Raw genomic sequence first — 26,959 nt, forward strand, 5'->3', positions numbered from 1 at the left:
TCAACTCTAACTTTTTGGCGTATGATCTTTAGCTTTCCTGACAACAGCTGTTTTCATACGTTTTTTGCCCTCTCGACATACATCAAGGAGCGGGCAAACTTGACATTTTGGGTTCTGTGCCTTGCAGTGATATCGTCCGAAAAAGATAAGCCGGTGATGAGTGATCGTCCATTCGTCACGTGGCACAGCCTTCATCAGCCTCTTTTCCACTTCCAGCACAGAATCTTTCAAGCCTGCTAATGCAAGTCGTTTAGCAACCCTCTCCACATGCGTGTCCACTGCAATGGCAGGAACTCCAAAAGCATTGGATACTACTACATTTGCAGTTTTACGACCTACACCGGGTAAAGTTACAAGCAAGTCATGAGCCTCAGGCACCTCGCCACCATACTGTTCTATGAGTATAGAGCATAGGCTTTGGATATGCTTAGCTTTGTTACGATATAGGCCGATGCGCCGGATATCCCCCTCCAATTCCTCCAGCGGTACAGAAATATAATCGATGGGGGCTTTGTACTTTTGGAACAGGTCCACGGTCACTTTGTTCACCGTTGCATCCGTACATTGGGCTGATAACAGTACCGCTATCGTTAATTCAAAAGCGTTACTGTGATTTAGCTCGCAATGAGCATCAGGGAACAAGTCTCCAATCGTATCCAAAATGTGGCGGACCTCTGCAACTTTCATAGTGTCCCCTCCACGGAGTGATTACGCTCATTAAAACTCACATGAGCGTGTCCTCTCTAATGTAAAGAAATATAAGCAAAGTCTGTATTATAACGTATGGTTTCATACATTTCAAGAAAATACAACTCTTATACTTTCTTATATTTCAAAAAAAACGTCTTGACGCAGGCAAAGCTCCTGTGTCAAGACGGTGATTCACCCAGAAATCCACCATTGCTACTATTGTTTCACAATTTCAACCACGATATCATTATTGAAATACATTATAATATTATCATTTTCTTTCAGAGATTGCACGGACAATGTCGTATCTCCTTGATGAATATATACATTTGAAGCAAGAGTGAACTGATACTTATCGTTCAGATTAGCTCTCTTCGTCACCAATGAGTTCGTCGTACTGTCATAGCGAGAGAATGAACGAGTTAACTGTGGTAACACACGAATGACTGTCGCTCCATCCGTGCCTTTACGAATCTCCACTCTGTCCGCTGTTGTTAAGTTACTTAGAGCAGTTGTTGTAGCGCCATCACGAATGATTCTAACCCCACCGCTTACAGCAAAGTTTTGTGCCGCTCCAGCATACTCTTTTACAACCAAACTATTCGCTGCAGCATCAACTGAACTAATCTGACCCGTTGTAAGCTTAACTAACTGAATAGCAAGCGGAGTGCTTCCATCAAAAGTCACATTAAGAAAATCCCCCGATTTCACAGCTGTAAGTTTTATACTTTCGCCTGCTTCATTTGTTATTGGAAGTACAGCAGTATTGATCTCACTTGTTCCACCGCTCCATTTAACACTCAAACGATTGGTTCCGGCATTAACAGTTGCTGCTTCAACTTGTAAAGCTGTCTTCACTTTCAGTACTGCAATAATGTCCTGGCCATTTGTCAGTGAGGCTGTCACATTACTACCAACAGGAACATCACTTAAAGTTGGACTATTTTTACCAAAGAGATCAATTAATTGTGGATAAGGCATCGTTAAAGTTTGCCCATCATTAAGCTTCAATACAATAGTTCTCGAGGAAGTATTAACAGCCGTCAAGGTTCCTTCATACTTTGTGACAATTTCCAACGACAAAGCCCGTTGTCCTATAGCTTTTACATTTACTTTACGGTTCTCAATAAGCTTCGTACCGATATTAGTTAAGTTAGGAAGTGCACCTTCAATTAACAGTTTTGTTTTTTCATCCAACTGAACGACATGCGCCTTTTTATTGGTATCCATAACTGTCAACAGCTGAGTTTTAGTATTATAATCAATAACCGTCGCTCCACTATACTGCTCAATTTGACGGCTTAACACTTCAATCTTTATGACTTGATCACTGCTGTTCAGCGTAAGCTGAATTTTGTCCCCACCTACTGTGTCAGCTATAAGATCATCGGCCACAGCGCTATTCATGTTCGGAATAACAATTGATGGTTTTGTTGCCAGGAGTTTGACTTCACGAGTTCCATCTTCTTTTTTATAAACAACAGTTGAACTGGTCAGTTCTGTAAGTACACCTTGAACTGTCCGTTCAACACCTTCTGTCACTTCTACAGACCGTATCACATTTTCTTTAACCGTATATTTAACAGCAGAACCTGTCTTCAATTCTGCAGGCTGCAATACGGATGCTTGATAAGTGAATAATGAAGTTCCATCTTCCCATTTAAAGGTTTCTACCGTACCAGCAGCATTTTTAAACGTAATGCTTTTCCCAGTTAGATCTATACTTTGAATGGTTCCTGTTGTCGTTTTGTTAACTACCCCTGAAGTCACTTGAACATTGACCACTCTGTGTGATCCACTGTAAGTCTCACGTTGCAAAGTAACTACACTGTCTGCTACCAGCGAAGCAGGTTCAATTGGAGTCCCACTTGCGTCTACAAAGGTAGTCGTTTCATCGTAGTAATATTCAGTGAACCCAGTAGCTGATTTCAGCCATAGCTTATTACCAGGTGCTACCATTGCGAAGCTTCCGGAAAGACTCTCCACTTGTTGTGTAGGGTCAGTCACTTCAACATAAGCTGCATTATATGTCGCTCCAATTACAGTAACCTTTGTGTAAGGTTGGATATCACTTAGATTTATTCTACTTTCAGAAGCGCTTGTGTAATAAGCGGTGCTCGCTCCCAGGGTATATGTAGAAGACTTTCCGTTATTAAACACGGTCAGTTTCCCGTCTTTCAATTGACTAATTGTTCCTGTGTAAGTGTTATCATACTCAAGTGTATTATGGGCTTCTGCCCGACTGAAAAAGGTCGCCAGCTGAGCACGGGTCACAGCCCCTTGTGGATCAAAGCGATTACCGTCAAGACCATTGGCTAATTTTAGATCAACAGCAACGTTGATGTACCCTCTTTTGTTCGCAGAAACTTTAGAATCGTCTGCAAAGCCTGTCGGTTTGCTAGCTGCTACAGTTGCATCTGCACTTTTTCCTAGTGCACGAATTAAGAGTTCAGCAATCCATTCGCGGGAGGCTTTACGCTCTCCCCAAGAAGTCTTCAGATTATCTGGAGCCATTTCAGTAGCCTTATCAAGTAGACCTTGTTGAAAGGCCAACACTACATAATCCTTGTAATAATTCGTAACCTTAAAATCATTAGGTAAGGCAACCGTTGAAGAAGTATCCACTTTATCCTGCAACTTCATAAACCGTAATGCCATAAGCACGGCTTCCTGCTGAGTTACAGAATCTCCCGGGCGGAATAAACCATTATTTCCAACCACAATTCCTTGTGATGCTAATTTATAAATATGCTTTTCAGCCCAAAAGCCTGCCTTCACATCGCTAAAAATGCCTACAGATTGTGTAGTAGTTGTTGCTGCTGTAGCGGCTGTATCTGCAAACACTGCGCTTGCGCCACTAAAAATCATGGTTCCAGCCATAACAGCCGATACTGCTTTCGTAGAATAAGCCTTCAATGGACGTTTTGACCTTTTTTGCGCGGACAATAGATTATTCCCCTCTCTATGACTCAAATAAATAGTATAGTTTAAAGTTCGTCAGTTAGATGCTTTTATCCTTTGTTGTAATAACAATTAGATATTATCTCTAGTCATAGGATGCATTAGGTCAACATGACCCATCAAGCTTTCAACCTTTTCACCATCCACCAAAACTTCGATGCTTTTTACTTCTTCAAATTGAAAATAGGTTTTGGCAAGTGATGAAATCGCTAAGGACTCCCCACCAGCACCCAGCTGTGCTTCATCAGGTTTATGAAGATCCATCACAATTTGACCATCAACAAACTTTAACGATTTCAGTTCAATTTTGCCCCATAATGGTACAAGGTCAGTATTCTCGTTGCTTTGCAATGCTTTGAACGTCTCTGTATATTTCTGGGCATCGTCAGAGAAGCTAATGCTAGTCTTAGCAGGAATCAGATCCATAACTTGTGAATCCGTATAATATGCATCGATACTCTGGCTCTGTTTTTGCTTCTCATCTGCTACTGGCTTTGCAGTTGCCTGAGTTTCTGTGTTGCTATTATCTGCTGTCGGTTGCGGAGTGCTAGTCACTTCATTTCCTGGTTCATCGCTTGGAGCCGGTGTACTTTCCCCCGCACCACTTACAACATTTGAAGTATCTTGCTCCACACCATTTACTGGAGCCGCAGTAGGCTTGTCTCCACAGCCAGCAATCACTAGCAGAAGCAGTGTAGCGATCCCAATTGTACTCCATTTTTGTTTCATCATTAATAAACGCCTCCTCTAGATGAATACGGGCAGACAGGTACCGCAAAACCACTTCTTGCCTTTTAAAATAAAAGCAGAAAGCTGACTTTGCGGCGCTCGTCTGCCACTGGTCTGTTATTTTATACCCAAATATTCCTTAATCCCACTCACTATTGAAGCCGCAACTTTGTTTTGAAGTGCATCTGTAAAGAGCAATGCTTCATCTTTTTTGTTGCTAAGGTATCCCACTTCAAGTAATACTGCAGGCATTTTCGTTTCACGGATAACATGGAAATTCCCATAACGTACACCGCGATCGCTAAGCCCTGTAGCTTGAACAAGATATTTATGCATCACGTTCGCCAATGCTTTACTGGCTTCCCGTTGATAATACGTTTCTGTTCCACTAGCTGATGAGGAACCTGAGCTATTGGCGTGTACAGATATGAAGATATCAGCTTTTAAATTATTCGCCATAGCTGCTCTTTCTTTAAGCTCCAAGAAAGTATCATTACTTCGTGTTAACACGACGTCAATATTACTTTCTTTTTTCAGCAATTCAGCTGTCTTAAGTACGATGGCCAAATTAAAATTCTTCTCGTATTTACCTGTAACACCCACTGCTCCAGAATCTTTAGCCCCATGCCCTGCATCTAATACTACTAGCTTTCTGCCATTATTTCCTGGTTGTGTAGTAGTATCATCAGTGCTTTCCGCATTTAGATCGATTACAACCAGCTTAGAATCGTCTCCAGTTACGCTAACGTTGTAATTCTTAGCATAGTTCAAATCGATTACAAAACGTACTGTATAAGGATTCGTGCTATAAAGGGAGTAACGTACTCCTGATACATCGGGATAATCTTTCACTTCCAAGCTACCGTTTAGGTCAGGATCAAGGATCTGTCCTGTGCCAAATAGGTCTGAGAAGGTGGCATTAGGTAAATCAACAACTAACCGATCCGGCCCAGTCATCACTGTCACTTTCGGTACTGAATTACCCTCCATGGCAATGCTCAAACGATTTTCGCTAAAGCTCACACCATTTACCATCGTTAAATTCTTAGAAGGATCTACCGGCGGTACAACCTCAGATCCACCATTTTCAGTATTTCCACCTGAACTGCCGTTATCATTTGAGGATCCTGGGGTAATAAGATACACACTCTTCTTCACGTTGTCCCACGAGACATTTAATCCAAACTGTTCACTAATGAACCGAATCGGTACAAGTGTCGTATTACTACGAAGGATAGGTGCTGTGGTAAGTGTTACTGTCTTGTCATCAACTGAGGCTATCTTTTGATTCACAACCAATTTGATGACCTTTCCTTGCTGTTCAATCGTTACCGTCTTGCTCTTCTGATCCCAACCCACGTTATATCCAAGGCTTTCAGAGATCAACCTTAACGGCACCATGATTGTATCATTCACATTCTCAACCGGGACATTTTGCCCTGCGGTCAGCTCCTTGCCGTCCAGAAAAATCTTGCTATTCCCGGCAGCAGCATGTCCGTTCTCAGGCAAAACAAATACTAAGAGCAACAAAAACAACATCAAACTGAATTTCTTCATTCTTCACCTCTAAATCTAGTATTCGCCTGTGAATGGCGATCGTGATGGCCTGTCTACGTCAACCTCAGACCTCTATTAGACGCTAATAATCTATAAAGGTTGCGAATATATTCCATAAAAATTGAGAAATCTCACCAACATTAAGCATTAAAGTCCTAGATATTCCTTAATACCGGCTACAATTTCTCTCGCTAATTTGTCTTGAAGCTGCTCACTATACATCCCTGATTCATTTCCTGAATTAGTAAGATACCCCACTTCTAGAAGTACTGCCGGCATACTGGTTTCTCTTGTAACATGCAGACTTTTCGTTCTTACTCCGTTGTCCTTGAATCCAGTACCTGCTATCAGATGTTTGTGCATGACCTGAGCAAGCGGCAGACTCCCACTACGCGAATAGTACGTTTCACTGCCATTTATTTTGTCTCTATTCGGATAACCCAGCTCTAGTGAATTCCCATGCACTGAAATAAATAGATTAGCCTTTGCTGCTTCTGCGATATTTACTCGATCCTGAAGACCCAACGTAATATCTTCAGTCCTAGTAAATACGACGTCAACCAAAGCTTCCTGCATAAGTAGTGTTTGCACTTTACGGATAACTGACAGATTGAAGTCTTTTTCCAGCTTACCCGTGAGACTGACTGCTCCTGATTGTGTCCCTCCATGGCCCGCGTCGAGAACTACAACTGGCTTTCCTGTCATTCCACTACCACCTGAGGTATTCCCTTCACTCCCTGTAACATTCAAATCTAGTGTCACCAGTCCAGTACTTTCATCCGTACTTAATTGATAAGGCTGGCTCCCGACCGTTTGAATCACGAACCTAACAGTAGAAGGACTTACACTGAACAACGCATACCGGATCTCAGAAACTAGAGGGTAACCAGTAACATCCAGCTTCCCTTGCGGACTTCCGTTTGTGGTAATACTCGGTAGACCTCCTACGAAATCTGGAGCAAAAGCTGTACCGGGAAAATCTACGACGATTCGATCTGGACTGCTCATTTTTGTGATGCTAGGTTTAGGAGCCCCAGAAACAGCGATGATTAATCGATTCTCAGTGAAGGCTGCCCCATTTACAAGCGGACCTGCTGCATTCACACCAGTGCTTCCTGGTACTGAGGATGATTGTGGTGTCGGTGAGGGCAAAACACTTCCAGCGCTTGTGCCATTATCCACGCCGGGTGTAGTCATCTGAGTTGGAGAAGGAGTACTTGTTGCTGTTGGACTAGTAACGGTTCCCTCAGGTGTAGCCACCGAAGCTTGTCCACCCGTCAAATAGACCGTTTTATCGCTATTATCCCAGCCAACCTTTAGACCGAACTGCTCACTTACGAAGCGAATCGGAACGAGAACTGTACCACCGCTTTGCTTGGGTGCTGCATTTAAATCAAACGTTACTCCATCCGCATCAGCTGTTTTTTTTCCTACAGCCAGCTCAATGCTTTTTCCATCTTGGTGAACCGTTACTTTGCGGGCCTGCTGCTCCCACAATACCTCAAATCCAAGATTCTCCACTACCACTCTGACGGGAATCATAACGCTACCATTGACGTTCTCAAGTTTAATTCCTTTTGGTAAAGCAAGCTCTTGATTGTCCATAATAATTCTGCCTGAGCTGCTACCAGCTGCGGCAGCTTCACGTCCAGTGAATGATAGTAATAATAATGGCAGCAACAATAGTAGCAACGTTCGATACCCAACTCTTTTCATTTCCCCGCTCCTTCTGCAAGTAATAGATCTAGATAAGTACTAAGACGACAGAAATCACCAAATGTTTCCTTTATCACCAATCAATATTTCGATTATAGCAAAAAAACTTCTATTTCCGACACCCGGAAATAGAAGTTTTGCGTAATTTTTGTAAAAGTTAAGAACGAAACCAGTTATATCCTATTATTAAGAGAATAACTTAGCCGCATGACGCTCTTCATACGCAGCAATTTCATCTGCATGCTGAAGGGTTAATCCGATATCATCCAGACCTTGCAGCAAGAACTGACGACGGTGCTCATCCAGATCAAAGCTGATGCTCAGTCCAAATTCATCGTGAAGTGTATTGCTCTCAAGATCCACGGTCAATTGGTAGCCATCATGCTCGGCTGTCCGATTAAACAGCTCATCCACTTGCTCTTCCGAAAGCTTGATCGGCAAAATGCCATTCTTAAAGCAGTTGTTGTAGAAGATATCTGCATAAGAAGGTGCAATGACAACTCTGAACCCATAATCCATAATCGCCCAAGGTGCATGTTCCCGTGAGGAACCACAGCCAAAGTTAGCACGTGAGATCAAGACAGAAGCACCTTTATAGCGTGGCTTATTCATTTCAAAGGCAGCGTTATCGTTACCAGCTTCATCAAAACGCCATTCGTAGAACAAAAATTGTCCAAATCCCGTCCGTTCAATCCGTTTCAAGAACTGCTTTGGGATAATAGCATCCGTATCTACATTCACCCGATCTACTGGTGCAACAATTCCTGTTAATTTTTTAAAAGCATCCATAGTTTTATCCTCCCGTGTTCTCTCTAGTTCTATGAGCTGACAGCTTCCGTCTTATAATTCCAATCACGTACATCAGTGAAACGGCCTTTTATCGCAGCTGCAGCAGCCATTGCTGGGGATACCAGATGCGTGCGTCCACCGCGACCTTGACGTCCTTCAAAGTTACGGTTCGAGGTAGATGCACAGCGTTGCCCAGGTTGCAGTACATCAGGGTTCATCGCAAGGCACATGCTGCATCCCGCTTCGCGCCATTCAAAGCCCGCGTCAGTAAAGACTTTATCAAGCCCTTCCTTCTCAGCCTGCATTTTAACACGACCAGATCCAGGAACAACAATGGCAGTAACCTTGTCAGAGACTTTATGGCCTTTTGCTACCACGGCTGCCGCTCTCAAATCTTCGATCCGTCCGTTAGTACAAGAACCGATAAATACATAATCAATTGGAATTTCAGAAATAGGAGTTCCAGGAGTCAAATCCATATATTCAAGCGCTTTTTCAGCAGCTTTGCGTTCATTTTCAGTGGTAAAGTCAGCCGGATTTGGCACGCTAGAGTTGATATCTGTACCCATGCCCGGGCTAGTACCCCAAGTCACTTGTGGAATCAATGTCTCCACATCGAATTCAACCACCGTATCATACTGAGCACCTTCGTCACTAACAAGACTCTTCCATCCTTCAACAGCAGCGTCATATGCTTCGCCTTGCGGCACATATTGACGTCCACGCAGATAGTTAAAAGTAGTTTCGTCAGGAGCGATCAAACCTGCTCTTGCTCCACCTTCGATCGACATGTTGCAGACGGTCATACGTTCTTCCATCGACAGCTCACGAATAGCTTCACCTGTGTATTCAATTACATAACCTGTTGCAAAATCAGTACCATACTTAGCAATAACACCAAGGATCATATCCTTTGCTGTTACGCCAGGATTGCGTTTACCTGTGAAACGAACTTCCATAGTCTTAGCTTTGGATTGCTGCAAACATTGGGTAGCCATTACATGTTCAACTTCACTAGTACCGATACCAAAAGCCAGCGCACCAAATGCTCCATGTGTGGAGGTATGGCTGTCACCGCAAACGATAGTTTTACCAGGGTGCGTCAAGCCGATCTCAGGTCCCATTACGTGTACAACGCCTTGATCGATATCATTCAGGTCGAACAATCTAACACCAAAATCTGCACAGTTTTTAGAAAGTGTATCAATTTGCTGCTTGGAAATTGGATCTTTAATATTAAAACGATCCTTGGTAGGAACGTTGTGATCCATTGTAGCGAAAGTCAGCTCAGGACGGCGAACCTTGCGGTTACTGAGGCGAAGTCCTTCGAAAGCTTGTGGAGAAGTTACTTCATGAACCAAATGCAGATCGATATAAATAATGCTAGGTTTACCTTCCTCTTGATAAATAACATGATTATCCCAAATCTTCTCAAACATTGTCTTGTTGCTCATAATTTCACCTCATTAATAGAATCGTTCATTGGAAGAGAGCGTGGAGTCTCTCTTGAATGATCTAAATATAACATCACCATCTTTATAATTCCAAGATATGATATCTATAGAAGTGATAGGTTTAACCTATAAATTGAAGATGATATTTTTGCTGAGACCCTAGTCAGCCCACTCCTTAGACGAATGCCCTTCATACTATATCGGGTCCTGGTTGTTGAAATGCAGTGCATTTGTTAGCGCAGAAGGAGTTGGAACAATTGAGGTCAGGAACGAGACTTACCGGGCGAGTTATTTTCAAAGGTGATCAAGGGTATGAAACGGCACGTAAGAATTGGGATCCGCATACTGACAAATTCCCGAAAGTGTTTGTTTTCGCACAAAAAACACAAGATGTTGCGAACGCCATAAAATGGGCTAACGAGAATAAAGTCCCCATCCGCGCAAGAAGCGGTAGACATTCTCTGGAGGTTAATCTTTCACAGGTCACCGGAGGAATTGTCATCGATGTAAGTGAAATGAAGAAAATCAAACTAAATAAAAAATCAGGAACTGTTTTTGTGGGTACCGGAAATACAGTGGGGAGAATTGCACACACGCTTGCTGGGCAAGGATATATGGCTCCATTCGGTGATAGCCCTACGGTTGGAATCGGAGGCATCACCCTAGGCGGGGGTATCGGACCGCTCCAGCGAACCGTGGGCCTTGTTAGTGATAATCTAATCGAACTCGAAATGGTTGATGCCAAAGGGAAAATTATTCGTGCCAATAAGAATAGTAACTCTGATCTCCTCTGGGCTTCCCGCGGAGGTGGCGGGGGGAATTTCGGAGTTTACACCAGTTACAAATTCAAAGTACGTCCTGCTCCAGCTTCGGCTACCGTTTTTCGTATCACCTGGCCTTGGGATCAGTTCGAGAAGGTATTCAAAGCTTGGCAACTCTGGGCTCCTTGCGTTAATACCAAACTGGGCAGTGAATTATCCATTGGTCCGAAAAAAGGCGGTAATGTCACTATGACGGGGCTGTTCCTCGGATCAAAGGCAGAGGCTTCCCGCCTCTTAAAGCCCGTTACGAGCGTTGGAACGCCTACGAATCAAATCATCCGCTCTTTGCCCTATACAAAAGTAGTGAGTTTTATGTTAGCGCCTGATCCAGTGCTAACTCAAAGAGTCAGCAACCAGTTCTCCAGCGGTTTCGTAAGAAAACCCTTCCCGGACAAGGCAATTAAGTCCATGCGTGAATTCTTAGAGAAAGTGGAGGGAGAATTCGCAGGTTTCTTTTTCCTCAACTGGGGTGGAGCTGTGAGCCGTAAGTCACCCAAATCTACAGCCTTTTACTGGCGTAAAGCGAAATTCTATGTTGAGTGGAATAGCTCATGGATCAAGAAATCGGAAGCTGCCAGAAATATATTCGTAGTACGAAATACACGCCGGAAGCTGCAGCCATTTATCGTGGGGAGCTACATCAACGTTCCAGACCAGGGAATTAAAAATTCCGGACCAGTATATTATGGAGCGAACTATCCTAGATTACGGAGAGTCAAAGCTAAATATGACCCGGGAAATATATTTAACAACCCTCAAAGCATCTCTCCAGCCCGCAAAGTATAGTAAGACGTAATAGCGTAGCATCGAAATTAGACCGGCAAACATAAAGGACTCCAGCGAATACTGGTAATCCACCCCTTCCTATTTGCCGGTCAGTGCGTTCGTGCACGAACTTACATGTGAACCTATATAAAACTTCAGTTTCATAGTTTATACTTATAAGTAAAAACAATCTCCCAAAGGAGTTTATACATGGAACTGAGACAACTACAATATGTACTGCAAATCGCAGCCGAAAAAAACTTCTCCCGTGCAGCGGACAAGCTGCACATTGCCCAACCATCACTCAGTCAGCAGCTTTCCAAGCTGGAAAAAGAGCTCGGTGTAATGCTGTTCCAGCGAAATACCAGCTCTGTTGAACTGACCTATGCTGGATCTAAATTCGTAGAGCAAGCTCAAATCATCATTGATGGCGTAGAACTGCTGCGACAAGAAATGTCTGATATTTCTGAACTGCGTACCGGGCGCGTCGTTGTAGGCAGTATGCCGATCACTGGTGCACATTTACTGCCGCATGTGCTTCCGGTTTTTAAACAAAATTACCCGGAAGTAGAAATCACTCTGCTCGAAGACTCCTCCATGAACCTAGAGAAGCTCACTGCGAGTGGTCAGACTGATTTAAGCCTGCTCTCATTGCCGCTCGAAATTCCGGCACTTGCTTACGAAGAACTGGGTGAGGAAAGGATCGATCTTGCAGTCCCACCCGAACACCCGCTAGCTAAACGTAGCTTAGATGGAACTAAGACCTCTTTGGAAGAACTAAAGGACGAGCCATTTATCGTACTTAAAGAAGGCCAAGGCTTCCGTAAAATGACTATGGATCTGTGCCGAAACGCTGGCTTCGAACCAAAAATTGTTTTTGAGAGCAATAACATGGAAACAGTTCAGTCACTGGTCGCCACTGGAATGGGTGTAACTCTTGTGCCTCATTTTATTGCCCGTGCACCGCGGAGTGAATTCGTCCCTGTCTACTTACCGCTCACTGATCCTGCCCCTAGCCGAACACTTGTCGTAGCCTATCGACGCGGACGTTATTTATCTAAAGCCGCTAAGGCTTTTGTAGAAACATTTAAATCTACGGTATCTGAATTAACCGAAGAATAGCCCCTTGGAAGGCCGCTCTGATCATCTGACACCGAGCCACACTTTCATTAACTGGCCGCTTTTTCGTTTAGATCTTGATTCTGCGCCTGCTCAGGATTGTTGTCTTTAGTCAATTCAATCCACCTCTTGGTAACAGATTATACCCTTACTTAGAGCTTAAACAGAATAATCAAAGCTTTCTAATGCGAGAAATAGTTCCTTCGTTTTTCCTTTGCAAAGCAACCATCTCCATGGTATTCTATTGAAAATAAGTGAAACGTGCAGACGGGACCAGTAAGAATGAGTCTAACCGCGCCTAGAGAGTAAATTCCGACAGGCTGAAAGAATTTACCGCGGTTTTCGTTCCGAATCCTACCCCCGAGCGGCCTGTGCTAAGCAGGACGGATCCTCCCGTTACGAGAATGAAGTCGGATGATCCCTCATCAATGAAGGTGGTACCGCGGAAGTTTACAAGCTTTCGTCCTTTGCTAAGTCTAAGGATGGGGGCTTTTTGTCGTTTTCAGCATCTATAAAAATACTGAGGAAGTGAACAGATATGACGACACGAATCGTAGTCAAAATAGGCAGCAGCTCACTGACTGGAACAGAAGGCGGATTGAATCGCGAAGCCGTGTCCTTCTTCGCTTCAGAGATTGCGGAATTGAAGAGAAACGGCTGCGAGGTGTTATTAGTAACCTCCGGTGCTGTAGCCGCAGGCTTTCGCAGTATCGGTTATCCTACACGTCCGAAGCTGCTGCATGAGAAGCAAGCAGCTGCAGCTGTAGGCCAAGTACTGCTCATGCAGGCATATCAGGAAGCTTTTGCCGAGCATGGAATAACCACAGCACAGATCCTACTAACCCGTACCGACTTTTGCAGTCGCAGAGCTATGAACAACGCTATGATGACGGTAGAAGAGCTGCTTCGCCTAGGAGCGGTACCCGTATTTAACGAGAATGACACCGTCTCCGTTGATGAGTTAAAATTCGGTGATAACGATACTTTGTCCGCGCTGGTAGCTAACCTGCTGAAAGCCACCAGATTGCTCGTCTTAACTGACATGGATGGCTTATATAGTGGAGATCCTCGGAAACATCCCGACGCTGTTCGCTATCAGTTCGTTGATGATATTACGCCGGAGATTTATGCTATTGCTGGTGGAGCTGGCTCTAGTGTGGGGACAGGTGGCATGCGTTCAAAAATCGATGCTGCCAAAATCGCTACACGAGGCGGTGTGCCCGTCTTTGTTGGGAGGGCTACCGAACCAGGGGATTTACAACTCGCAGCGACAGGCTCGGGCCGAGGTACTTATTTTGCAACCAAGTTATCTTCTTTACCTGTTAAAAAGCAATGGCTTGGCTTTATGTCCACCCCACTCGGCTCCCTGTACGTTGACGAAGGCGCCGTTGAAGCGCTGCTTCATGGCGGTCATAGTCTGCTGCCTGTCGGCGTCAAGCAGATCGAAGGTAACTTTCACGCTGGGGATGTTGTAGAAGTCCTTGGACCAGACTCCAAATTACTGGGACGCGGGATTGTGAATTACGATGACACTCAGCTGCGCAGTATTCAAGGCTTACCCAGCCGTCAGATTGTACCGAAGCTGGGAGAAGTACACCGGCTGGAGGTCATTCACCGTGACGAATGGATTACATTGAGGTAAAAATTTTGCCCATACAAATTTAAGGAGGAATCGTCATGAGTGAAGTTGTCAATAAAGCAAAATTAGCCAAGGAAACCACCGGAGTATTAGCGAGTCTAACTACCGGCCAAAAAAATGAAGCACTCTTAGTTATGGCTGATGCGCTGCGTCGTGAAGCTCCAGCCATCATTGCTGCCAACCGGGAAGATCTGGAACGCGGACGCTTAAGTGGTACTCCCGAGTCCATGCTTGATCGACTAGCGTTAGATGTAGGCCGAATTAACAGTATCGCAGAAGGACTTCAACAAATCGCTGTATTACCTGATCCAATTGGTGACACGCTAGAAACTATTGAACGTCCAAATGGTCTCAACATCCAGAAACTCCGTGTTCCACTCGGTGTCATCGGCATCATCTATGAAGCACGTCCAAACGTAACTGTTGATGCCGCTGGTCTGTGTCTAAAGACTGGTAACGCTGTTGTGTTGCGTGGTGGCTCCTCCGCCCTGTCCTCCAACCGACAAATTGTCGAGGTTCTTCACAACGCTCTAGCAAATACTTCAATGCCGAAAAATGCGCTACAGTTGATCGAAGATCCCAACCGTTCCTCCGTTGATGAAATGCTTAAGCTCAACGGACTACTTGACGTGATTATCCCTCGCGGAGGAAGTTCTCTGATTCAAAATGTTGTTCTTAACGCAACCGTGCCCGTCATTGAAACGGGTGCAGGCATCTGCCATACTTATCTCGACGCAAGCGCTTTGCCAGAAATGGCTCAGAACATTAGTCTGAATGCCAAAGCACAGCGCCCTTCAGTTTGCAATTCCATGGAGACGCTACTCGTTCATAAGGATTACGCAAACGAGTATCTGCTTTCTTTGGCCGAAGTTTTCCGTGATGTTAACGTTGAATTACGTGGCTGCCAGGAAACATTATCCTTTGTCCCATGGGCATTACCTGCAACATTAGAGGACTATGCTACTGAATATAATGATTATATCTTGAATATCAAAATCGTCAGCGATTTAGACGAAGCTATGCAGCATATCGCCCAGTATGGCACGAAGCACTCGGAATGTATCGTAACTGAAGATCCGGATAACGCTTCACGCTTCTTACAGGAGGTTGATGCTGCAGCTGTTTACCACAATGCTTCAACCCGCTTCACAGACGGCTTTGAATTTGGATTTGGTGCAGAGATCGGCATTAGTACACAGAAACTCCATGCCCGTGGACCGATGGGTCTGCCTGCTCTTACTTCAACCAAATATAAGATTTACGGAACAGGTCAAATTCGGGGTTAGTGTCCATGCATCCGTTATTAATTACACCACTTTTAGGAGGATTTTGAGCCATGTGTCAGCAACCTTCCATTCCACTTATGAATCATAATATTGTATTTTATGGCGCAGGCTCTATGGCAGAAGCCATCGTTCGCGGGATGATTAGCCGTAGTATCGTAAAATCCGATAATGTTATTATGCTTAACCGTAGCAGTAGTGAACGTCTGGCAGAACTAAGAAGTCGTTACGGTGTAATCGGTACAAATGATCCTGAACAAAAAACAGATTACCTACGGAACTCACCAGTAATCGTGTTGGCTATGAAACCAAAAGACGCTGCAAAAGCACTTCGGGGACTCAGCCCACTTCTCTCACCTGATCAGATCATAGTCTCTGTAATTGCTGGGCTGTCCATTCGAACGATGCAAGGTCTGCTTGGTAAAGAGCAACCCATCGTCCGTACTATGCCGAATACTTCTAGTTCCATAGGTCTTGGTGCCACTGGCATAGCCTTTTCCAAAGAAGTAGATGAGAAAGGACGACGCCTAGCACTCAACATCTTTGAAGCTGTCGGACTAACAACAGTCATTGATGAAGAACGCATGGAGACCTTAACGGGTATCTCCGGCAGTGGGCCTGCCTATATTTATTATATGATGGAAGCTATGATCGCCGCAGGTATCCGTGGCGGATTGCCGCTTGAACAAAGCACACAGCTAACTGTTCAAACAGTGCTAGGCGCTGCTAGAATGGTACAACAGACGGGCGAGGATCCAGCTGCACTTCGTAAGAAGGTCACATCCCCGAATGGCTCTACACAAGCAGCGATAGAAGTACTCGAGCAGGGAGAATTTTTTGAAACTGTCATCGCGGCAGTAAATCGCTGTGCCGAACGTTCCCGTGAAATGGGCGCTGCGCTTGAGAAAGAGCTGCATTCGTAAAATAAAAAGATCGCTTCCCATACCACATTGGTCAGGAAGCGATCTTTTTTTTCAATTTAAGGCCATGATTAGCCCGTTACAACATTTCCATAAGTATCTCGAACAATCACTTTAACATTAGCCGGAGCCCCAACAGTCACGTCCAGCGTGTTCCTAGAATTATCGAATAGCAGATCTCTAGGAGTTTCCCCTAAAATGATGTATAGCGTATTCCCAACATGCTTAGTTTGAAGCAGCTGTTGCTCTTGTGCTTCTTGTAGCTTCCCTTTATTTGAAGAATAACTCCCGAATACATTCAGCTCGTTTCCACCCGTTTGATCTACTTTAATCCCATAAGGCTCTGCAGCTTGGATAATGATGGTACTAACGCCCTCTGGAACGGCTCCCTTCCAATCTGGCAATGCGTAACTTTCTTGCACAGCTGAAACGGTACGGCGAAATTCCTGTGTTAATCCTAAAGAACTAAATGCTGCAAAAACCAGACAACATACAGCTATAAACCCAACAAACAGAACGCTTAGCACATCATAATACATTTTTCCTTTTCCACGAAACCATAAAGTGTATATTACAATTTCTAATCCTAATAATATAAAAATGATCGGCCACCAAGCTAACGTCGTCTCGAACACCTCCGCGCCCCTCCACTGCGAGACCATAATTAGAGCTCCCAGAAATAAAAGGCTCAATCCCATCGACAACGTTCCTACACGCCAGCGTCTTGATTTATCTTCAGTGACTGGACGTTCACTTGGAACAATGACTCCCTGCTGTAATTCTGTCGGATTATTCAAGAATGACCACCTGTCCCTTTTCTCCCTTTATTGTTCTTGCTTCCCGCCATCAGCTTCAAACCACCGCCAATCAATAAAACAGATACGATAATAGTCCTGAAATATTCATTGACTCTATACTCCAAACGCCATTCAGGAAATCTGATATCAAGCGCTGGAACTGCGACATTAACTACAATATAATACAGTCCTAGACACATCAGAGCAGCTCCAAGCCATCCTTGATGATTTAAAAATCCTTCTATGACTGGCTTATCCTGCAAGGGTTCACGTCCATGTCGGCTGACAAGCTGTAAGCCATCGAACAAACTGTAAAACCAAATGACTGGGATCAGGAAGAAGAGTAGCGTTAACCGCAGTAGGTCCATGACATAAATGCTTCCTAGGAATAGTAACATGAGCTGTAATCCTCTTTTTTGCAGCCCTAGATACATTTGTCCGGCACCCGGAAAAGCAGAAAGCAATGTTGCCAAAACTTTGCTACGGCGTCCTTCCTCACGACCAGCCTCCATCTCTTCGAATAAAGTGCGATCAACCAGCGCTTCACCAGCTTGCTTGCGATGGATTAACTGAACCGCATCAAACATACAATATAACCAAATCACTGGTAATACGCCAAACAGGAGAAGGAAAACATCACTTGACGTAATCCCTGCCAGGAATAACATCACGGTCATGAAACCGAAGAAAGAAATGAGGAAAGACAATCCTCGCTGCATCAACCCCATATGAAAATGACCCAATCCTGGAATGAACGATAATAAAATTACATGTACACGCTCATTATCGTCTGTCTTAACGGGCATTGAAGAAAAATCAAAATTCGATCCATCTGGAGTCATTGCCGGAGCAGGCATCTGCAGCATTTTAACCACCAGATGCACCATCGAAACCGTCCCAATAAGTAGGAACCCTATCACACCCATTAATAGAATATCCTCGGCACCTTCAGCCACGGCTATTAAGAATGACATAAATAAGATGCCAAAGCTTAACAGAAGATAAACAATTCCCTGTGGGCGTTTTCCCATATAATAATGACCTGCTCCAGGAATCAAATTAAGAAAAAAAGCCTTTAATTTACTACGCTGCTGTTGCATGTTTCATTTCTCCTCTCATCACTTTCTGCTGCCCATTAGCTGATCCAACCATCCGCTAGTTGCCTGTATGACTTGCTCGCTAAATGATAGGGAATTATCTTTTTTAGGGATCATTAGCTCCATTTGACCTGTGTGCAGCTTATCAAACATACCAGATGACATTATCAACAGCGTAAGTGACGCGGCAACCGCATAATGAAAGATTGTCTTTTCATACCAGCGATATCGCCGCCCCCCTTCTTCAACCGTCACTTGTTCCAATGCTGTAGAAGATTCCGTCAGGTTAGCCCAATCTCCCATAACTTTCTCTGTAAAAACAGACGAATTCTCCAATGAAGGCAGATCCTCCTGTAGCTCATCCAACATTTTCATGTATGAAGTAAACGTTTCTTCATCTTCCAGCAGTAATTGTTCCCAATCTTCTCTGATCGCCTCGTCCATGTGACCTTCAATATAAGCTTTTGCTTGTTCCCGTTGGATTAGATCGTCTCCACGCTTCATCATAGCCATTCGTCCTCCTTCCAATGATTTCGAATCCATTGTCTCGCCCTATACAATCTGGACTCTACCGTCTTCAGGGAAATTCCCTGCTCTGCAGCAATCTGATCATATTTTTTATGTTCCAGATAATAAGCCACCATAATTTCACGATGAGTTTCAGGCAGGCTATTGATTTCACCGAGCAGCCGATCCATCCGATCACGGCGTATAACACCTGACAACACATCCTCTTCGTTGGAAGCGGTCTGGCTCAGTACAAGCTCATAGTCAACAGGAAGTTCCCTAAGTCGATCACGTTTACGTTTCGCATCAATTGCCTTATTTAAGGCAATCCGTGTAATCCATGACTTTAAGCCTTGATAACGGTAGTCAGGGAGAGATTTGTACATTTGTAAAAAAGCTTCCTGAGCAGCATCTTCAGCCATTTTGACATCGCGTAATACAGAATAAGTAATTTTGTAAATTTGCTGACTGTATGTATTTACAAATTGACGGAACGCATCCTCGTTACCTTGGCAAATCCGCTGGATTAATACCTCTTCTTCAATGACTCTCCCCTCCTTCCCACAGCAATAGACGCGCCCGATTACAACTACCCCTGCACTTTTTAATAAAAATATTAAAAAGAACCGCACTGACTTTAGCGATGGGCTAAAGCAGTGCGGTTCTCTCCTAATCTATCTTCCGCCATTGCGGAATTTTTGTGTATAGTTCTTAACATCCTGAGCGTTCTTGACCCGGTTGCGGGCCCATTCCAGCAATATTCGATCAATATAACGGAAATGAACCTTTCCTGCAAATACAGATTCCTTCAGCGCTAACAGAATCAGCTCCTCGGGATACCGGTCTTGATCCACCCAACTGGATATCGTCTCACACTCCATTGGAGATAGCGGACGTCCGAATTCCTTTTCGAAAATACTGAATAGATTTCGGCTTTGCTCTTCAGCCCCAAGTTGAGAAGGAGATGAGGGGGGCTTTGCGCCGAATCCACCCCCTGAAGCAGCCCGCGGTGCCGACGTCGCATAGCCACCTACGTGCTTATCTTGCTCATGCTCTTGTACAACTGTCGCTAGATAAGCACCAAGCTTTCCGTATAACCCTGAGAAATTGTAGCGTTCATAATGGATGTCTCTTAGCTCATCGTTGTCTCCATCGATGCTAATAAAACCTTCCTTCATAAGCTTCTGCAACTCTCCTGCTAGTACAGATATGCTACGGCCAGTTACAACCTGAAGCTCCTCAAGAGAAGGGAAGTCAATCCCTTCCACCTGCCTGAAAGAAAGCAGATGTATCAGCAGCATAGCTTCACTTCCGCTTAAATTCAGCTTCCGGTAATACTTCAGTAATGCGTAAGGTATGACGGCCATTCCGTTCTCCAGACCGAAGGAGACGCCTTCGCCCCAGGTACTCCATCCTTTGCCGTCCATGAACGTCCCCCTTCAAATATAAGAACTTATGGGTAGAGACGGTACAGTGTACGTGGGAATGGAATAGTCTCACGTACATGGTCAAGGCCACAGATCCAAGCTACAGTACGCTCAAGTCCAAGTCCAAATCCAGAGTGAGGTACAGATCCGTAAGTACGCAGATCCATGTACCATTTGTAAGAGTCCATCGAAAGATTATGCTCTTTGTAACGCTCTTCAAGCAGCGCAGGATCATCGATCCGCTGTGAACCACCAATAATCTCTCCGTAGCCTTCTGGAGCGATCATATCCGCACACAGTACGACTTCCGGACGGTTTGGATCTGGCTTCATATAGAACGCTTTGAAAGAAGCAGGGTAGTGAGTAATAAATACAGGTTTATCGTATGCTTCTGCGATTGCTGTTTCATGAGGTGCACCGAAATCATCACCCCAAGCAATATCTTCAAAGCCTTTATCGTTCAAGAACTTGATCGCATCGTCATAAGTAATGCGTGGGAATGGTGCTTTGATATTCTCCAGCTTGGAAATATCGCGACCTACCGCTTCCAACTCCGCACGGCAATTCTTCAATACAGATTGCACTACGAAGCTAATAAATTCTTCCTGAACCTTCAAGCTTTCTTCGTGATCTGTAAAGGCCATTTCTGGCTCGATCATCCAGAACTCAATTAAGTGGCGACGAGTCTTAGATTTCTCTGCACGGAAAGTTGGTCCAAAGGAATATACACGGCCTAGTGCCATTGCCGCAGCTTCCATGTACAACTGTCCGCTTTGTGTTAGATAGGCGTCCTCATCGAAGTACTTCGTGTGGAACAAGTTAGTAGTTCCTTCTGCTGACGTTGGCGTCAGAATCGGAGGATCCACCTTTGTAAATCCACTCTCGTTGAAGAACTGTTGGATTGCACGAATAATTTCCGCACGAATTACCAGAACAGCCCGCTGCTTCGAGGCACGCAGCCAGAGGTGACGGTGATCCATCAAGAAATCTACGCCATGCTCTTTCGGAGTAATTGGATAATTCTCTGTAAGATGCAGGACTTCAATTCCAGTTACAGTCATTTCAAAACCAGATTGACTGCGAGGTTCCTCGCGGATAATTCCGGTCACATACAAAGAGCTTTCCTGTGTGAGGCTCTTAGCTGCATCCCATACCTCTTCAGGCACTTCTGATTTCACTACAACTCCCTGAATATAACCTGTACCATCGCGAAGCTGCAGGAACTGAATTTTACCACTGGAGCGCTTGTTGTTTACCCAACAACCGATAACAACACTCTCTCCAACATGTTCATTCACGTTCTTAATTACACTCTTGTTAGCCATGCCTTCAATCTCTCCTCTAATTTAGCCGTTAATTCCTTGCACAATACGGTGTGTATCACGTGCAATGACAAGTTCTTCGTTTGTCGGAACTACTAGCACTTGTACCTTGGAATCTTCCGTAGAGATACGACGTGGATCGCCGGAACGAACTTTGTTAGCTTCAGCATCCAACTCAATACCCAGGAACGTAAGGTTATTTAGCAGTTTCTCACGAAGCAATGAAGCATTTTCACCAACACCGGCAGTAAATACGATCGCATCTACACCGTTCATAGCAGCCGTATATGAACCGATATACTTGCGCAAGCGGTACTCATACATTTCAAAAGCTAGTGTGGAATTAGGCTCACCTTTTTCCATACCATCAATAATATCGCGCATGTCACTGCTTACGCCCGAAATTGCTAAGAGGCCACTATGTTTATTCAACATGGAGTTAACTTCGCCTACGGACAATTCTTCCTTGTTCATCACGTAAGGGACAATTGCTGGGTCAAGATCACCACTGCGAGTACCCATCATCAAACCTTCCAGAGGGGTCATACCCATGGAAGTATCCACGGACACTCCACCTTGAACTGCAGTTACACTACCGCCGTTACCGATATGACAAGTAATGATCTTCAGATCTTCCAGTGGACGCTCTAAGTACTCCGCAGCAGCCTTGCTTACGAAGTCGTGTGATGTACCGTGTGCGCCATAACGACGAACTTTATATTTATTGTACAATACTCTAGGAATAGCGTACATATAAGCTTTTTCAGGCATGGTTTGGTGGAATGCAGTATCGAATACAACAACCTGCGGTACACCTGGCATATTTACTTCAGAAGCCGTAATCCCCATCATTGCTGCTGGGTTATGCAGTGGTGCAAGGTCAAACAATTGACGAATTTTCGTTTTTGCGTCAGCATCCACAAGTGCGGAGGATTTGAAGAACTCTCCACCATGCACTACGCGGTGACCTACAGCATCAATTTCTTTAATAGATTCAATTACACCATGCTCTTTGTCTGTAAGACAAGCAAGGACTTTGCGGATCGCAGTATTATGTTCCAGAATTTCGCTTACTTCTGTCACTTCCGCTTTGCCAGTAGGTTTATGATTCAGAATGGAGGAATCCATCCCGATACGTTCAACCAAACCCTTAGCCAAAACCGATTCATCGGTCATGTTATACAGCTGATATTTCAAAGAAGAACTACCTGAGTTAATAACTAAAATATTCATACACGGTCACCATCCTTGTCGTACTTGAAGAAGCCTTCTCCTGATTTCATACCTAGTTGTCCTGCACGTACCATCTTCTTAAGAATTGTAGAAGGACGGTATTTCAGTTCTCCGTATTCACGGAACATATTTTCGAGTGCCGCAAGTACCGAATCCAGGCCAAATCTGTCAGCCATTTCAAGTGGTCCATATTGGAATTGATAACCAATACGCATAGCATCGTCAATATCCTGTGCGGAGGCAACGCCTTCTTGCAGCACATGCATAGCTTCATTGATAAACAAGCAAATGAGGCGTGATGTTACAAATCCTGGGGATTCATAAATCATTACACCTTTTTTCTCAACAATCTCATCAACAAAGGATTTTGTATCTTCAAAAGTAGCATCTGAAGTTTTCAGACCACGTACGATTTCTACAAGATCCACTTTAGCTACAGGATATATGAAATGCATTCCGATCACGCGTTCCGGATACATCGTAGAACTTGCAAGTTCAGTCAAGCTAAGTGTTGATGTATTGCTGGCAAGAATAATGTGGTTCGGGCATACTTGATCCAATTGATTCAAAATCTTTTTCTTTTCTTCCAAATCCTCAACAATGGTTTCGATAACCATGTCACAAGAGCTGAGCTCCGCGAAATGTGTCACTTTTTGAATGCGGCTAAGAATCAGCTTCTTCTCAGCTTGAGTGATCGCCCATTTCTCCAGTTGCTTATCTAGACTTGTCTCGATCATTTCGTAAGAGTAGTCCAGTTTCTCCGCGGTTTTCTCCACTAGTAATACATCCAGGCCTTTGGCTGCTAACATTTCAGCAATACCTTGTCCCATTGTGCCACCGCCGATGACACCTATTTTTTTGAAATTCATAAAAAAGTCTCCATCCTTTCAGGTATCTATACTTTTGTATTGTACCTTGTCTGTCGCAAAAATTTATAAAGCCCGACATATAATGATATCTTAGCATGCCTGAAAAGTAAAAAAAAATAACCAGCATAAATATTTATGCTGGTAAAAGGACGCTGTCACGAAATTGACATCGAAATTGCTCTCCAGAGAGTACTTCTTCCTTCATTAAAATGTCAAGAGAGTAATCAAATACATTTCGTTGCTTTTCAAGGTGCTCACGAGTGCGCGTCATCAACTCATCCAATATCTTACTATTTTCCTTCATAAGTTCTTCAGTGGTAACCATTTCCAGCTTAGCGATACCCAGCGAAGTTAAACCTGACTTCATCATCGTTTCCACAATATTCAGCGCCTGATCGAAATCACCGCGTGAACCTGTGCTTCGTCCACCATAATACATTTCTTCAGCAGCTGCTCCACCAAGTGCAATCATAATCTGATCTTCGAGATAATCTTTGGTGTACAAATACTGCTCTTGCTGAGGATTATGTCGCACATAACCAAGGGCTTGCCCACGCGGAGTCAGCGTAACCTGACTAACGCTTCCGGGACGAAGGAGCTCTGCCATGATGGCATGTCCCAATTCATGAATGGCGACTCTCTTTTTCTCTTCATGATTTGTTTCTCTATCCGTTTTTTCACCCATCATTACCTTGTCAATCGCCATCGACAGATGCCGCTGCTCCACTTTCGTCAAGTCCTCACGCATCATATAAATCGCAGCCTCATTCATGACACTTTCAAGCTGAGCACCGGAAAAGCCATAGGCTTCTTCAGCGATTTTGTCGAGACTCACCTCTGTATGAAGAGGCTTATTCTTCGCATGCAATTCGAGAATCGATTTGCGGCCCTTTTTGTCAGGCATGTCCACTTGAATATGACGGTCGAAGCGTCCAGGACGTAACAATGCTGAATCAAGCATTTCTTTCCGGTTTGTTGCAGCTACCAGCAAAATACGCGGAGTTTCGTTATTATAAATACCATCCATCTCGGTCAATAGCTGATTTAAGGTCTGATCATATTCACGTTGCTGACCGCCTTCGCGCTTACCGCCAATTACGTCAATTTCATCAATAAAAATAATGGCACTTTGTTTGTTCTCCTTAACAGCACGGTTACGAGCATCCTTGAACAAATCGCGGATCCGACCAGCCCCGACACCAACATACATTTCTACAAATTCACTACCTGATGCAGCTACGAATACGGAGTTTGTATAATGCGCTGCTGCTCTGGCCATAAGGGTCTTACCTGTTCCTGGAGGGCCAGTGAGCAGAATCCCTTTCAAAGGACGAATCCCAAATTTACTAATCTCCTCGTGCCGGATCAAAAAATCGAGTGCCTCACGAAGCTCTTGCTTCGCATTGTCTTGCCCACCAATTTCTTCAAAAGTGAGCTTTGAAGGCCCTTCCTTCTGGCGTTTCTTCCCCGCACCAGCGTTCACCGTAAGCCCGCCACGCAAATGAGCAATTATAAGTAATGCAGTAAGCATTCCAGCTGCTATAACAATCGGGAATATATTAATACCTAAAAAAGCCATGAAAATAAACAGCACAGGAATAAATCCGAGTAAAATTTCTTTAAGGTACTTAGGCATTATTCCATACCCCCAAGGTCGCAGGTTTTCGCGGCAAAATAATAAATTTGCTTTCTTTTCCATTACTCAAGCTTACGTACACATTGTTGTCGTCGATATCAGTAGATGCTATCACATCTTTAAATTCCGTATTTTGCTGTTTCAATCTATCAAGTTCTGTAGGTATAATCGTATATTTACGGCTCTCCATGGCTTCAGCTACAGAGAACATCGCTTTATCCCAGTAATCATCCAATAGTTCACTTGAATTTTGCTCCACATCGAGTTTAAGTTTACGTCCTTCAATCACTGATTTTCCTTCTTTGGATACATACGATACTAGATCACGTAAATTCGTGCCCGGCTGCAAATCAAGTTTCAAAGTGACCTCATCGCGGTTAATACTAATATGTGAAGTATTTACTCCCTCAAATCCGGTTACAATCTTTTGGAGCGGTTCCTGTAAAGCAAACTGACGATATAAAAAGAATCCTCCGAATAATAGCATAGCCGACAGTAGAGACGTTATCAGTACAGGTACAAGACGTAATTTCAAGAAACGTCCTCCTCTCAAAGATGAAAAAATGTAAACAGAATGATCCAAAGTCATAGCTGCTAAGAGCTCATCAGAGCCTGACGTTCTACTAACACTGTTCTAATTACAAACAGTAGTATATCACAGGTGTATATACTATATTGAAAAAAAGTGTGAAGATATTTAAAATTTTATTTTTTAATTATTTCCATTTTATTTAATTTATTGATTTAATTCGACAAAAAAAGGGCTGTTACTCTTAAATAACAGACCTTTTTTCGTATGAATCTTTAAATCCCAATATATAAAATCTACTCTTATAGTATATCACAATTCGTGTACTTATAGTATATCAAATAATATGTCATTTTAAAAAACAAGCGAACCATAAATGGTCCGCTTGTTTCTCCTATAATGCTTTTGTTTAATTTAGCGGCTAGGTAAACTGTAACCTTCACCCATTCGAGCCCCATCTGAGAACCGATAAAATTGATAATAATATCGACCGCTTTGTTTATAAAAAAGCTGCCAAGCATACTCCCCGTTATATACTCCTGGCAACAACCGCTCAATGCTGATGTCCGGAAGATCGGCTTTTATAAGGCTACGCATTTTCGCTTCAGAGGTCCCTTTACTTAGTTCTTCAGCATATACTGCGTCGGTTCCTTCAGCAAACTTCCCATCTACAGTAAAACGTACCCAAACCATCAACTCGGTCCCGGCTTCATTCTTCCCTGTTAAGACCCAGTACACCGCATTATCATCCCACACGGATTTCTGCGCTTTGGTTACCTCTGTCAGACCAGCACTGGTTTTAGCGACATCCTTAGCGATATCTCGCTCGTTCCATTGATCTTTCATAATATAAGCATAGAACTGGATAAGTCCGAACAGAAGGAGCAGAATCAGAACTGACCCCAGGAGGATCCATTTTTTCCTTTTCTTCAAGGTACAGCTCCCTTTCTAGTAATATATCTTTTTTGATTATATAACACACCTGTGTGTTTATCCAAAGTTTCATATCCAATTCAATGATCTAATTATCAGAAACACAAAAGGCTGTAACTTTGCAATCGCAGAAAGTCACAGCCTTTCAGTTATTCGTTATGATCTT

The 26,959-nt window shown here is 43.8% G+C and carries 23 protein-coding genes; 5 read left to right on the plus strand and 18 right to left on the minus strand.

The annotated features are described in order from the left end of the window. Positions 1-6: 6 nt before the first annotated feature. The 7 genes from nth to leuC form a co-directional block, all read right to left on the minus strand. Entirely contained in the window at positions 7-687 is a 681-nt protein-coding gene (gene nth, locus NYE25_RS11095) for an endonuclease III (RefSeq protein ID WP_341145928.1), read from the minus strand. Positions 688-906: 219 nt separating this feature from the next. Further along, complete coding sequence (locus tag NYE25_RS11100; protein ID WP_341145929.1) at positions 907-3,636, minus strand: S-layer homology domain-containing protein; 2,730 nt, start codon at positions 3,634-3,636, stop codon at positions 907-909. A gap of 87 nt (positions 3,637-3,723) precedes the next feature. Further along, the gene (locus NYE25_RS11105; protein ID WP_341145930.1) at positions 3,724-4,383 is read right to left on the minus strand and encodes a GerMN domain-containing protein; all 660 of its coding nucleotides are present in this window, start codon (positions 4,381-4,383) and stop codon (positions 3,724-3,726) included. Between the two features lie 114 nt (positions 4,384-4,497). Beyond that, positions 4,498-5,937: an N-acetylmuramoyl-L-alanine amidase family protein gene (locus NYE25_RS11110; RefSeq protein ID WP_076284593.1), complete on the minus strand. Its 1,440-nt coding sequence runs from the start codon at positions 5,935-5,937 to the stop codon at positions 4,498-4,500. A gap of 147 nt (positions 5,938-6,084) precedes the next feature. Next, positions 6,085-7,653 carry an N-acetylmuramoyl-L-alanine amidase family protein gene (locus NYE25_RS11115; protein WP_076284592.1) on the minus strand — a complete coding sequence of 523 codons (1,569 nt, stop codon included), beginning with the start codon at positions 7,651-7,653 and terminating at the stop codon, positions 6,085-6,087. 186 nt (positions 7,654-7,839) lie between these two features. After that, the gene (leuD, locus tag NYE25_RS11120) at positions 7,840-8,442 is read right to left on the minus strand and encodes a 3-isopropylmalate dehydratase small subunit (RefSeq protein ID WP_042190082.1); all 603 of its coding nucleotides are present in this window, start codon (positions 8,440-8,442) and stop codon (positions 7,840-7,842) included. 29 nt (positions 8,443-8,471) lie between these two features. Then, a complete protein-coding gene (gene leuC / locus NYE25_RS11125) occupies positions 8,472-9,896 on the minus strand; it encodes a 3-isopropylmalate dehydratase large subunit (RefSeq protein WP_341145931.1) in 1,425 nt (474 codons plus the stop codon). A gap of 257 nt (positions 9,897-10,153) precedes the next feature. Between leuC and NYE25_RS11130 the strand changes: the two genes are divergently transcribed. From NYE25_RS11130 to proC, 5 genes are all read left to right on the plus strand, one after another. Then, positions 10,154-11,503, plus strand: coding sequence for an FAD-binding oxidoreductase (locus tag NYE25_RS11130; protein ID WP_340971511.1), 1,350 nt, complete (start codon positions 10,154-10,156; stop codon positions 11,501-11,503). Between the two features lie 189 nt (positions 11,504-11,692). Then, positions 11,693-12,604, plus strand: a complete 912-nt coding sequence (locus tag NYE25_RS11135; protein ID WP_076284590.1) for a LysR family transcriptional regulator — start codon at positions 11,693-11,695, stop codon at positions 12,602-12,604. Between the two features lie 535 nt (positions 12,605-13,139). Next, entirely contained in the window at positions 13,140-14,243 is a 1,104-nt protein-coding gene (gene proB, locus NYE25_RS11140) for a glutamate 5-kinase (RefSeq protein ID WP_042190091.1), read from the plus strand. 35 nt (positions 14,244-14,278) lie between these two features. Then, on the plus strand, positions 14,279-15,526 hold the full coding sequence (locus tag NYE25_RS11145; protein ID WP_076299592.1) for a glutamate-5-semialdehyde dehydrogenase: 1,248 nt from the start codon (positions 14,279-14,281) through the stop codon (positions 15,524-15,526). A gap of 50 nt (positions 15,527-15,576) precedes the next feature. Beyond that, a complete protein-coding gene (gene proC, locus NYE25_RS11150) occupies positions 15,577-16,446 on the plus strand; it encodes a pyrroline-5-carboxylate reductase (RefSeq protein ID WP_076284587.1) in 870 nt (289 codons plus the stop codon). A gap of 68 nt (positions 16,447-16,514) precedes the next feature. Here the strand turns inward: proC and NYE25_RS11155 are convergent, their stop codons facing one another. From NYE25_RS11155 to NYE25_RS11205, 11 genes are all read right to left on the minus strand, one after another. Next, positions 16,515-17,240 (minus strand): hypothetical protein, encoded by a 726-nt coding sequence (locus tag NYE25_RS11155; protein ID WP_341145932.1) that lies wholly within the window; start codon positions 17,238-17,240, stop codon positions 16,515-16,517. Beyond that, positions 17,237-18,340, minus strand: a complete 1,104-nt coding sequence (locus tag NYE25_RS11160) for a hypothetical protein (protein WP_341145933.1) — start codon at positions 18,338-18,340, stop codon at positions 17,237-17,239. The genes NYE25_RS11155 and NYE25_RS11160 overlap by 4 nt, the downstream gene beginning before the upstream one ends. 18 nt (positions 18,341-18,358) lie before the next feature. Next, entirely contained in the window at positions 18,359-18,844 is a 486-nt protein-coding gene (locus NYE25_RS11165; RefSeq protein WP_341145934.1) for a hypothetical protein, read from the minus strand. After that, entirely contained in the window at positions 18,841-19,476 is a 636-nt protein-coding gene (locus NYE25_RS11170; RefSeq protein WP_256721643.1) for an RNA polymerase sigma factor, read from the minus strand. The genes NYE25_RS11165 and NYE25_RS11170 overlap by 4 nt, the downstream gene beginning before the upstream one ends. Positions 19,477-19,518: 42 nt before the next feature. After that, positions 19,519-20,271 (minus strand): DnaD domain-containing protein, encoded by a 753-nt coding sequence (locus NYE25_RS11175; RefSeq protein ID WP_341145935.1) that lies wholly within the window; start codon positions 20,269-20,271, stop codon positions 19,519-19,521. Positions 20,272-20,297: 26 nt separating this feature from the next. Further along, the gene (gene asnS, locus NYE25_RS11180) at positions 20,298-21,596 is read right to left on the minus strand and encodes an asparagine--tRNA ligase (protein ID WP_036676308.1); all 1,299 of its coding nucleotides are present in this window, start codon (positions 21,594-21,596) and stop codon (positions 20,298-20,300) included. Between the two features lie 21 nt (positions 21,597-21,617). Next, complete coding sequence (locus tag NYE25_RS11185; protein WP_042190106.1) at positions 21,618-22,826, minus strand: acetate/propionate family kinase; 1,209 nt, start codon at positions 22,824-22,826, stop codon at positions 21,618-21,620. Then, positions 22,823-23,695: a 3-hydroxyacyl-CoA dehydrogenase family protein gene (locus NYE25_RS11190; protein WP_042129488.1), complete on the minus strand. Its 873-nt coding sequence runs from the start codon at positions 23,693-23,695 to the stop codon at positions 22,823-22,825. The genes NYE25_RS11185 and NYE25_RS11190 overlap by 4 nt, the downstream gene beginning before the upstream one ends. A 133-nt stretch (positions 23,696-23,828) precedes the next feature. Next, positions 23,829-25,331, minus strand: coding sequence for an AAA family ATPase (locus NYE25_RS11195; protein WP_076284584.1), 1,503 nt, complete (start codon positions 25,329-25,331; stop codon positions 23,829-23,831). Beyond that, positions 25,324-25,866 (minus strand): hypothetical protein, encoded by a 543-nt coding sequence (locus tag NYE25_RS11200; protein WP_042190109.1) that lies wholly within the window; start codon positions 25,864-25,866, stop codon positions 25,324-25,326. Before NYE25_RS11200 ends, NYE25_RS11195 begins: the two co-directional genes overlap by 8 nt. Positions 25,867-26,274: 408 nt before the next feature. Further along, entirely contained in the window at positions 26,275-26,793 is a 519-nt protein-coding gene (locus tag NYE25_RS11205) for a cell wall elongation regulator TseB-like domain-containing protein (protein WP_076284583.1), read from the minus strand. Positions 26,794-26,959 lie beyond the last annotated feature (166 nt).

It is taken from the genome of Paenibacillus sp. FSL E2-8871, assembly GCF_038000345.1.
Lineage (GTDB): Bacteria > Bacillota > Bacilli > Paenibacillales > Paenibacillaceae > Paenibacillus_AQ.

Bases quoted from the DNA above. Each gene is read 5' to 3' on its own strand.
- nth (WP_341145928.1), bottom strand. From the start codon at position 687: ATGAAAGTTGCAGAGGTCCGCCACATTTTGGATACGATTGGAGACTTG.
- NYE25_RS11105 (WP_341145930.1), bottom strand. From the start codon at position 4,383: ATGATGAAACAAAAATGGAGTACAATTGGGATCGCTACACTGCTTCTG.
- NYE25_RS11110 (WP_076284593.1), bottom strand. From the start codon at position 5,937: ATGAAGAAATTCAGTTTGATGTTGTTTTTGTTGCTCTTAGTATTTGTT.
- NYE25_RS11115 (WP_076284592.1), bottom strand. From the start codon at position 7,653: ATGAAAAGAGTTGGGTATCGAACGTTGCTACTATTGTTGCTGCCATTA.
- leuD (WP_042190082.1), bottom strand. From the start codon at position 8,442: ATGGATGCTTTTAAAAAATTAACAGGAATTGTTGCACCAGTAGATCGG.
- leuC (WP_341145931.1), bottom strand. From the start codon at position 9,896: ATGAGCAACAAGACAATGTTTGAGAAGATTTGGGATAATCATGTTATT.
- NYE25_RS11135 (WP_076284590.1), top strand. From the start codon at position 11,693: ATGGAACTGAGACAACTACAATATGTACTGCAAATCGCAGCCGAAAAA.
- proB (WP_042190091.1), top strand. From the start codon at position 13,140: ATGACGACACGAATCGTAGTCAAAATAGGCAGCAGCTCACTGACTGGA.
- NYE25_RS11145 (WP_076299592.1), top strand. From the start codon at position 14,279: ATGAGTGAAGTTGTCAATAAAGCAAAATTAGCCAAGGAAACCACCGGA.
- proC (WP_076284587.1), top strand. From the start codon at position 15,577: ATGTGTCAGCAACCTTCCATTCCACTTATGAATCATAATATTGTATTT.
- NYE25_RS11160 (WP_341145933.1), bottom strand. From the start codon at position 18,340: ATGCAACAGCAGCGTAGTAAATTAAAGGCTTTTTTTCTTAATTTGATT.
- NYE25_RS11165 (WP_341145934.1), bottom strand. From the start codon at position 18,844: ATGATGAAGCGTGGAGACGATCTAATCCAACGGGAACAAGCAAAAGCT.
- NYE25_RS11175 (WP_341145935.1), bottom strand. From the start codon at position 20,271: ATGGACGGCAAAGGATGGAGTACCTGGGGCGAAGGCGTCTCCTTCGGT.
- asnS (WP_036676308.1), bottom strand. From the start codon at position 21,596: ATGGCTAACAAGAGTGTAATTAAGAACGTGAATGAACATGTTGGAGAG.
- NYE25_RS11185 (WP_042190106.1), bottom strand. From the start codon at position 22,826: ATGAATATTTTAGTTATTAACTCAGGTAGTTCTTCTTTGAAATATCAG.
- NYE25_RS11190 (WP_042129488.1), bottom strand. From the start codon at position 23,695: ATGAATTTCAAAAAAATAGGTGTCATCGGCGGTGGCACAATGGGACAA.
- NYE25_RS11195 (WP_076284584.1), bottom strand. From the start codon at position 25,331: ATGCCTAAGTACCTTAAAGAAATTTTACTCGGATTTATTCCTGTGCTG.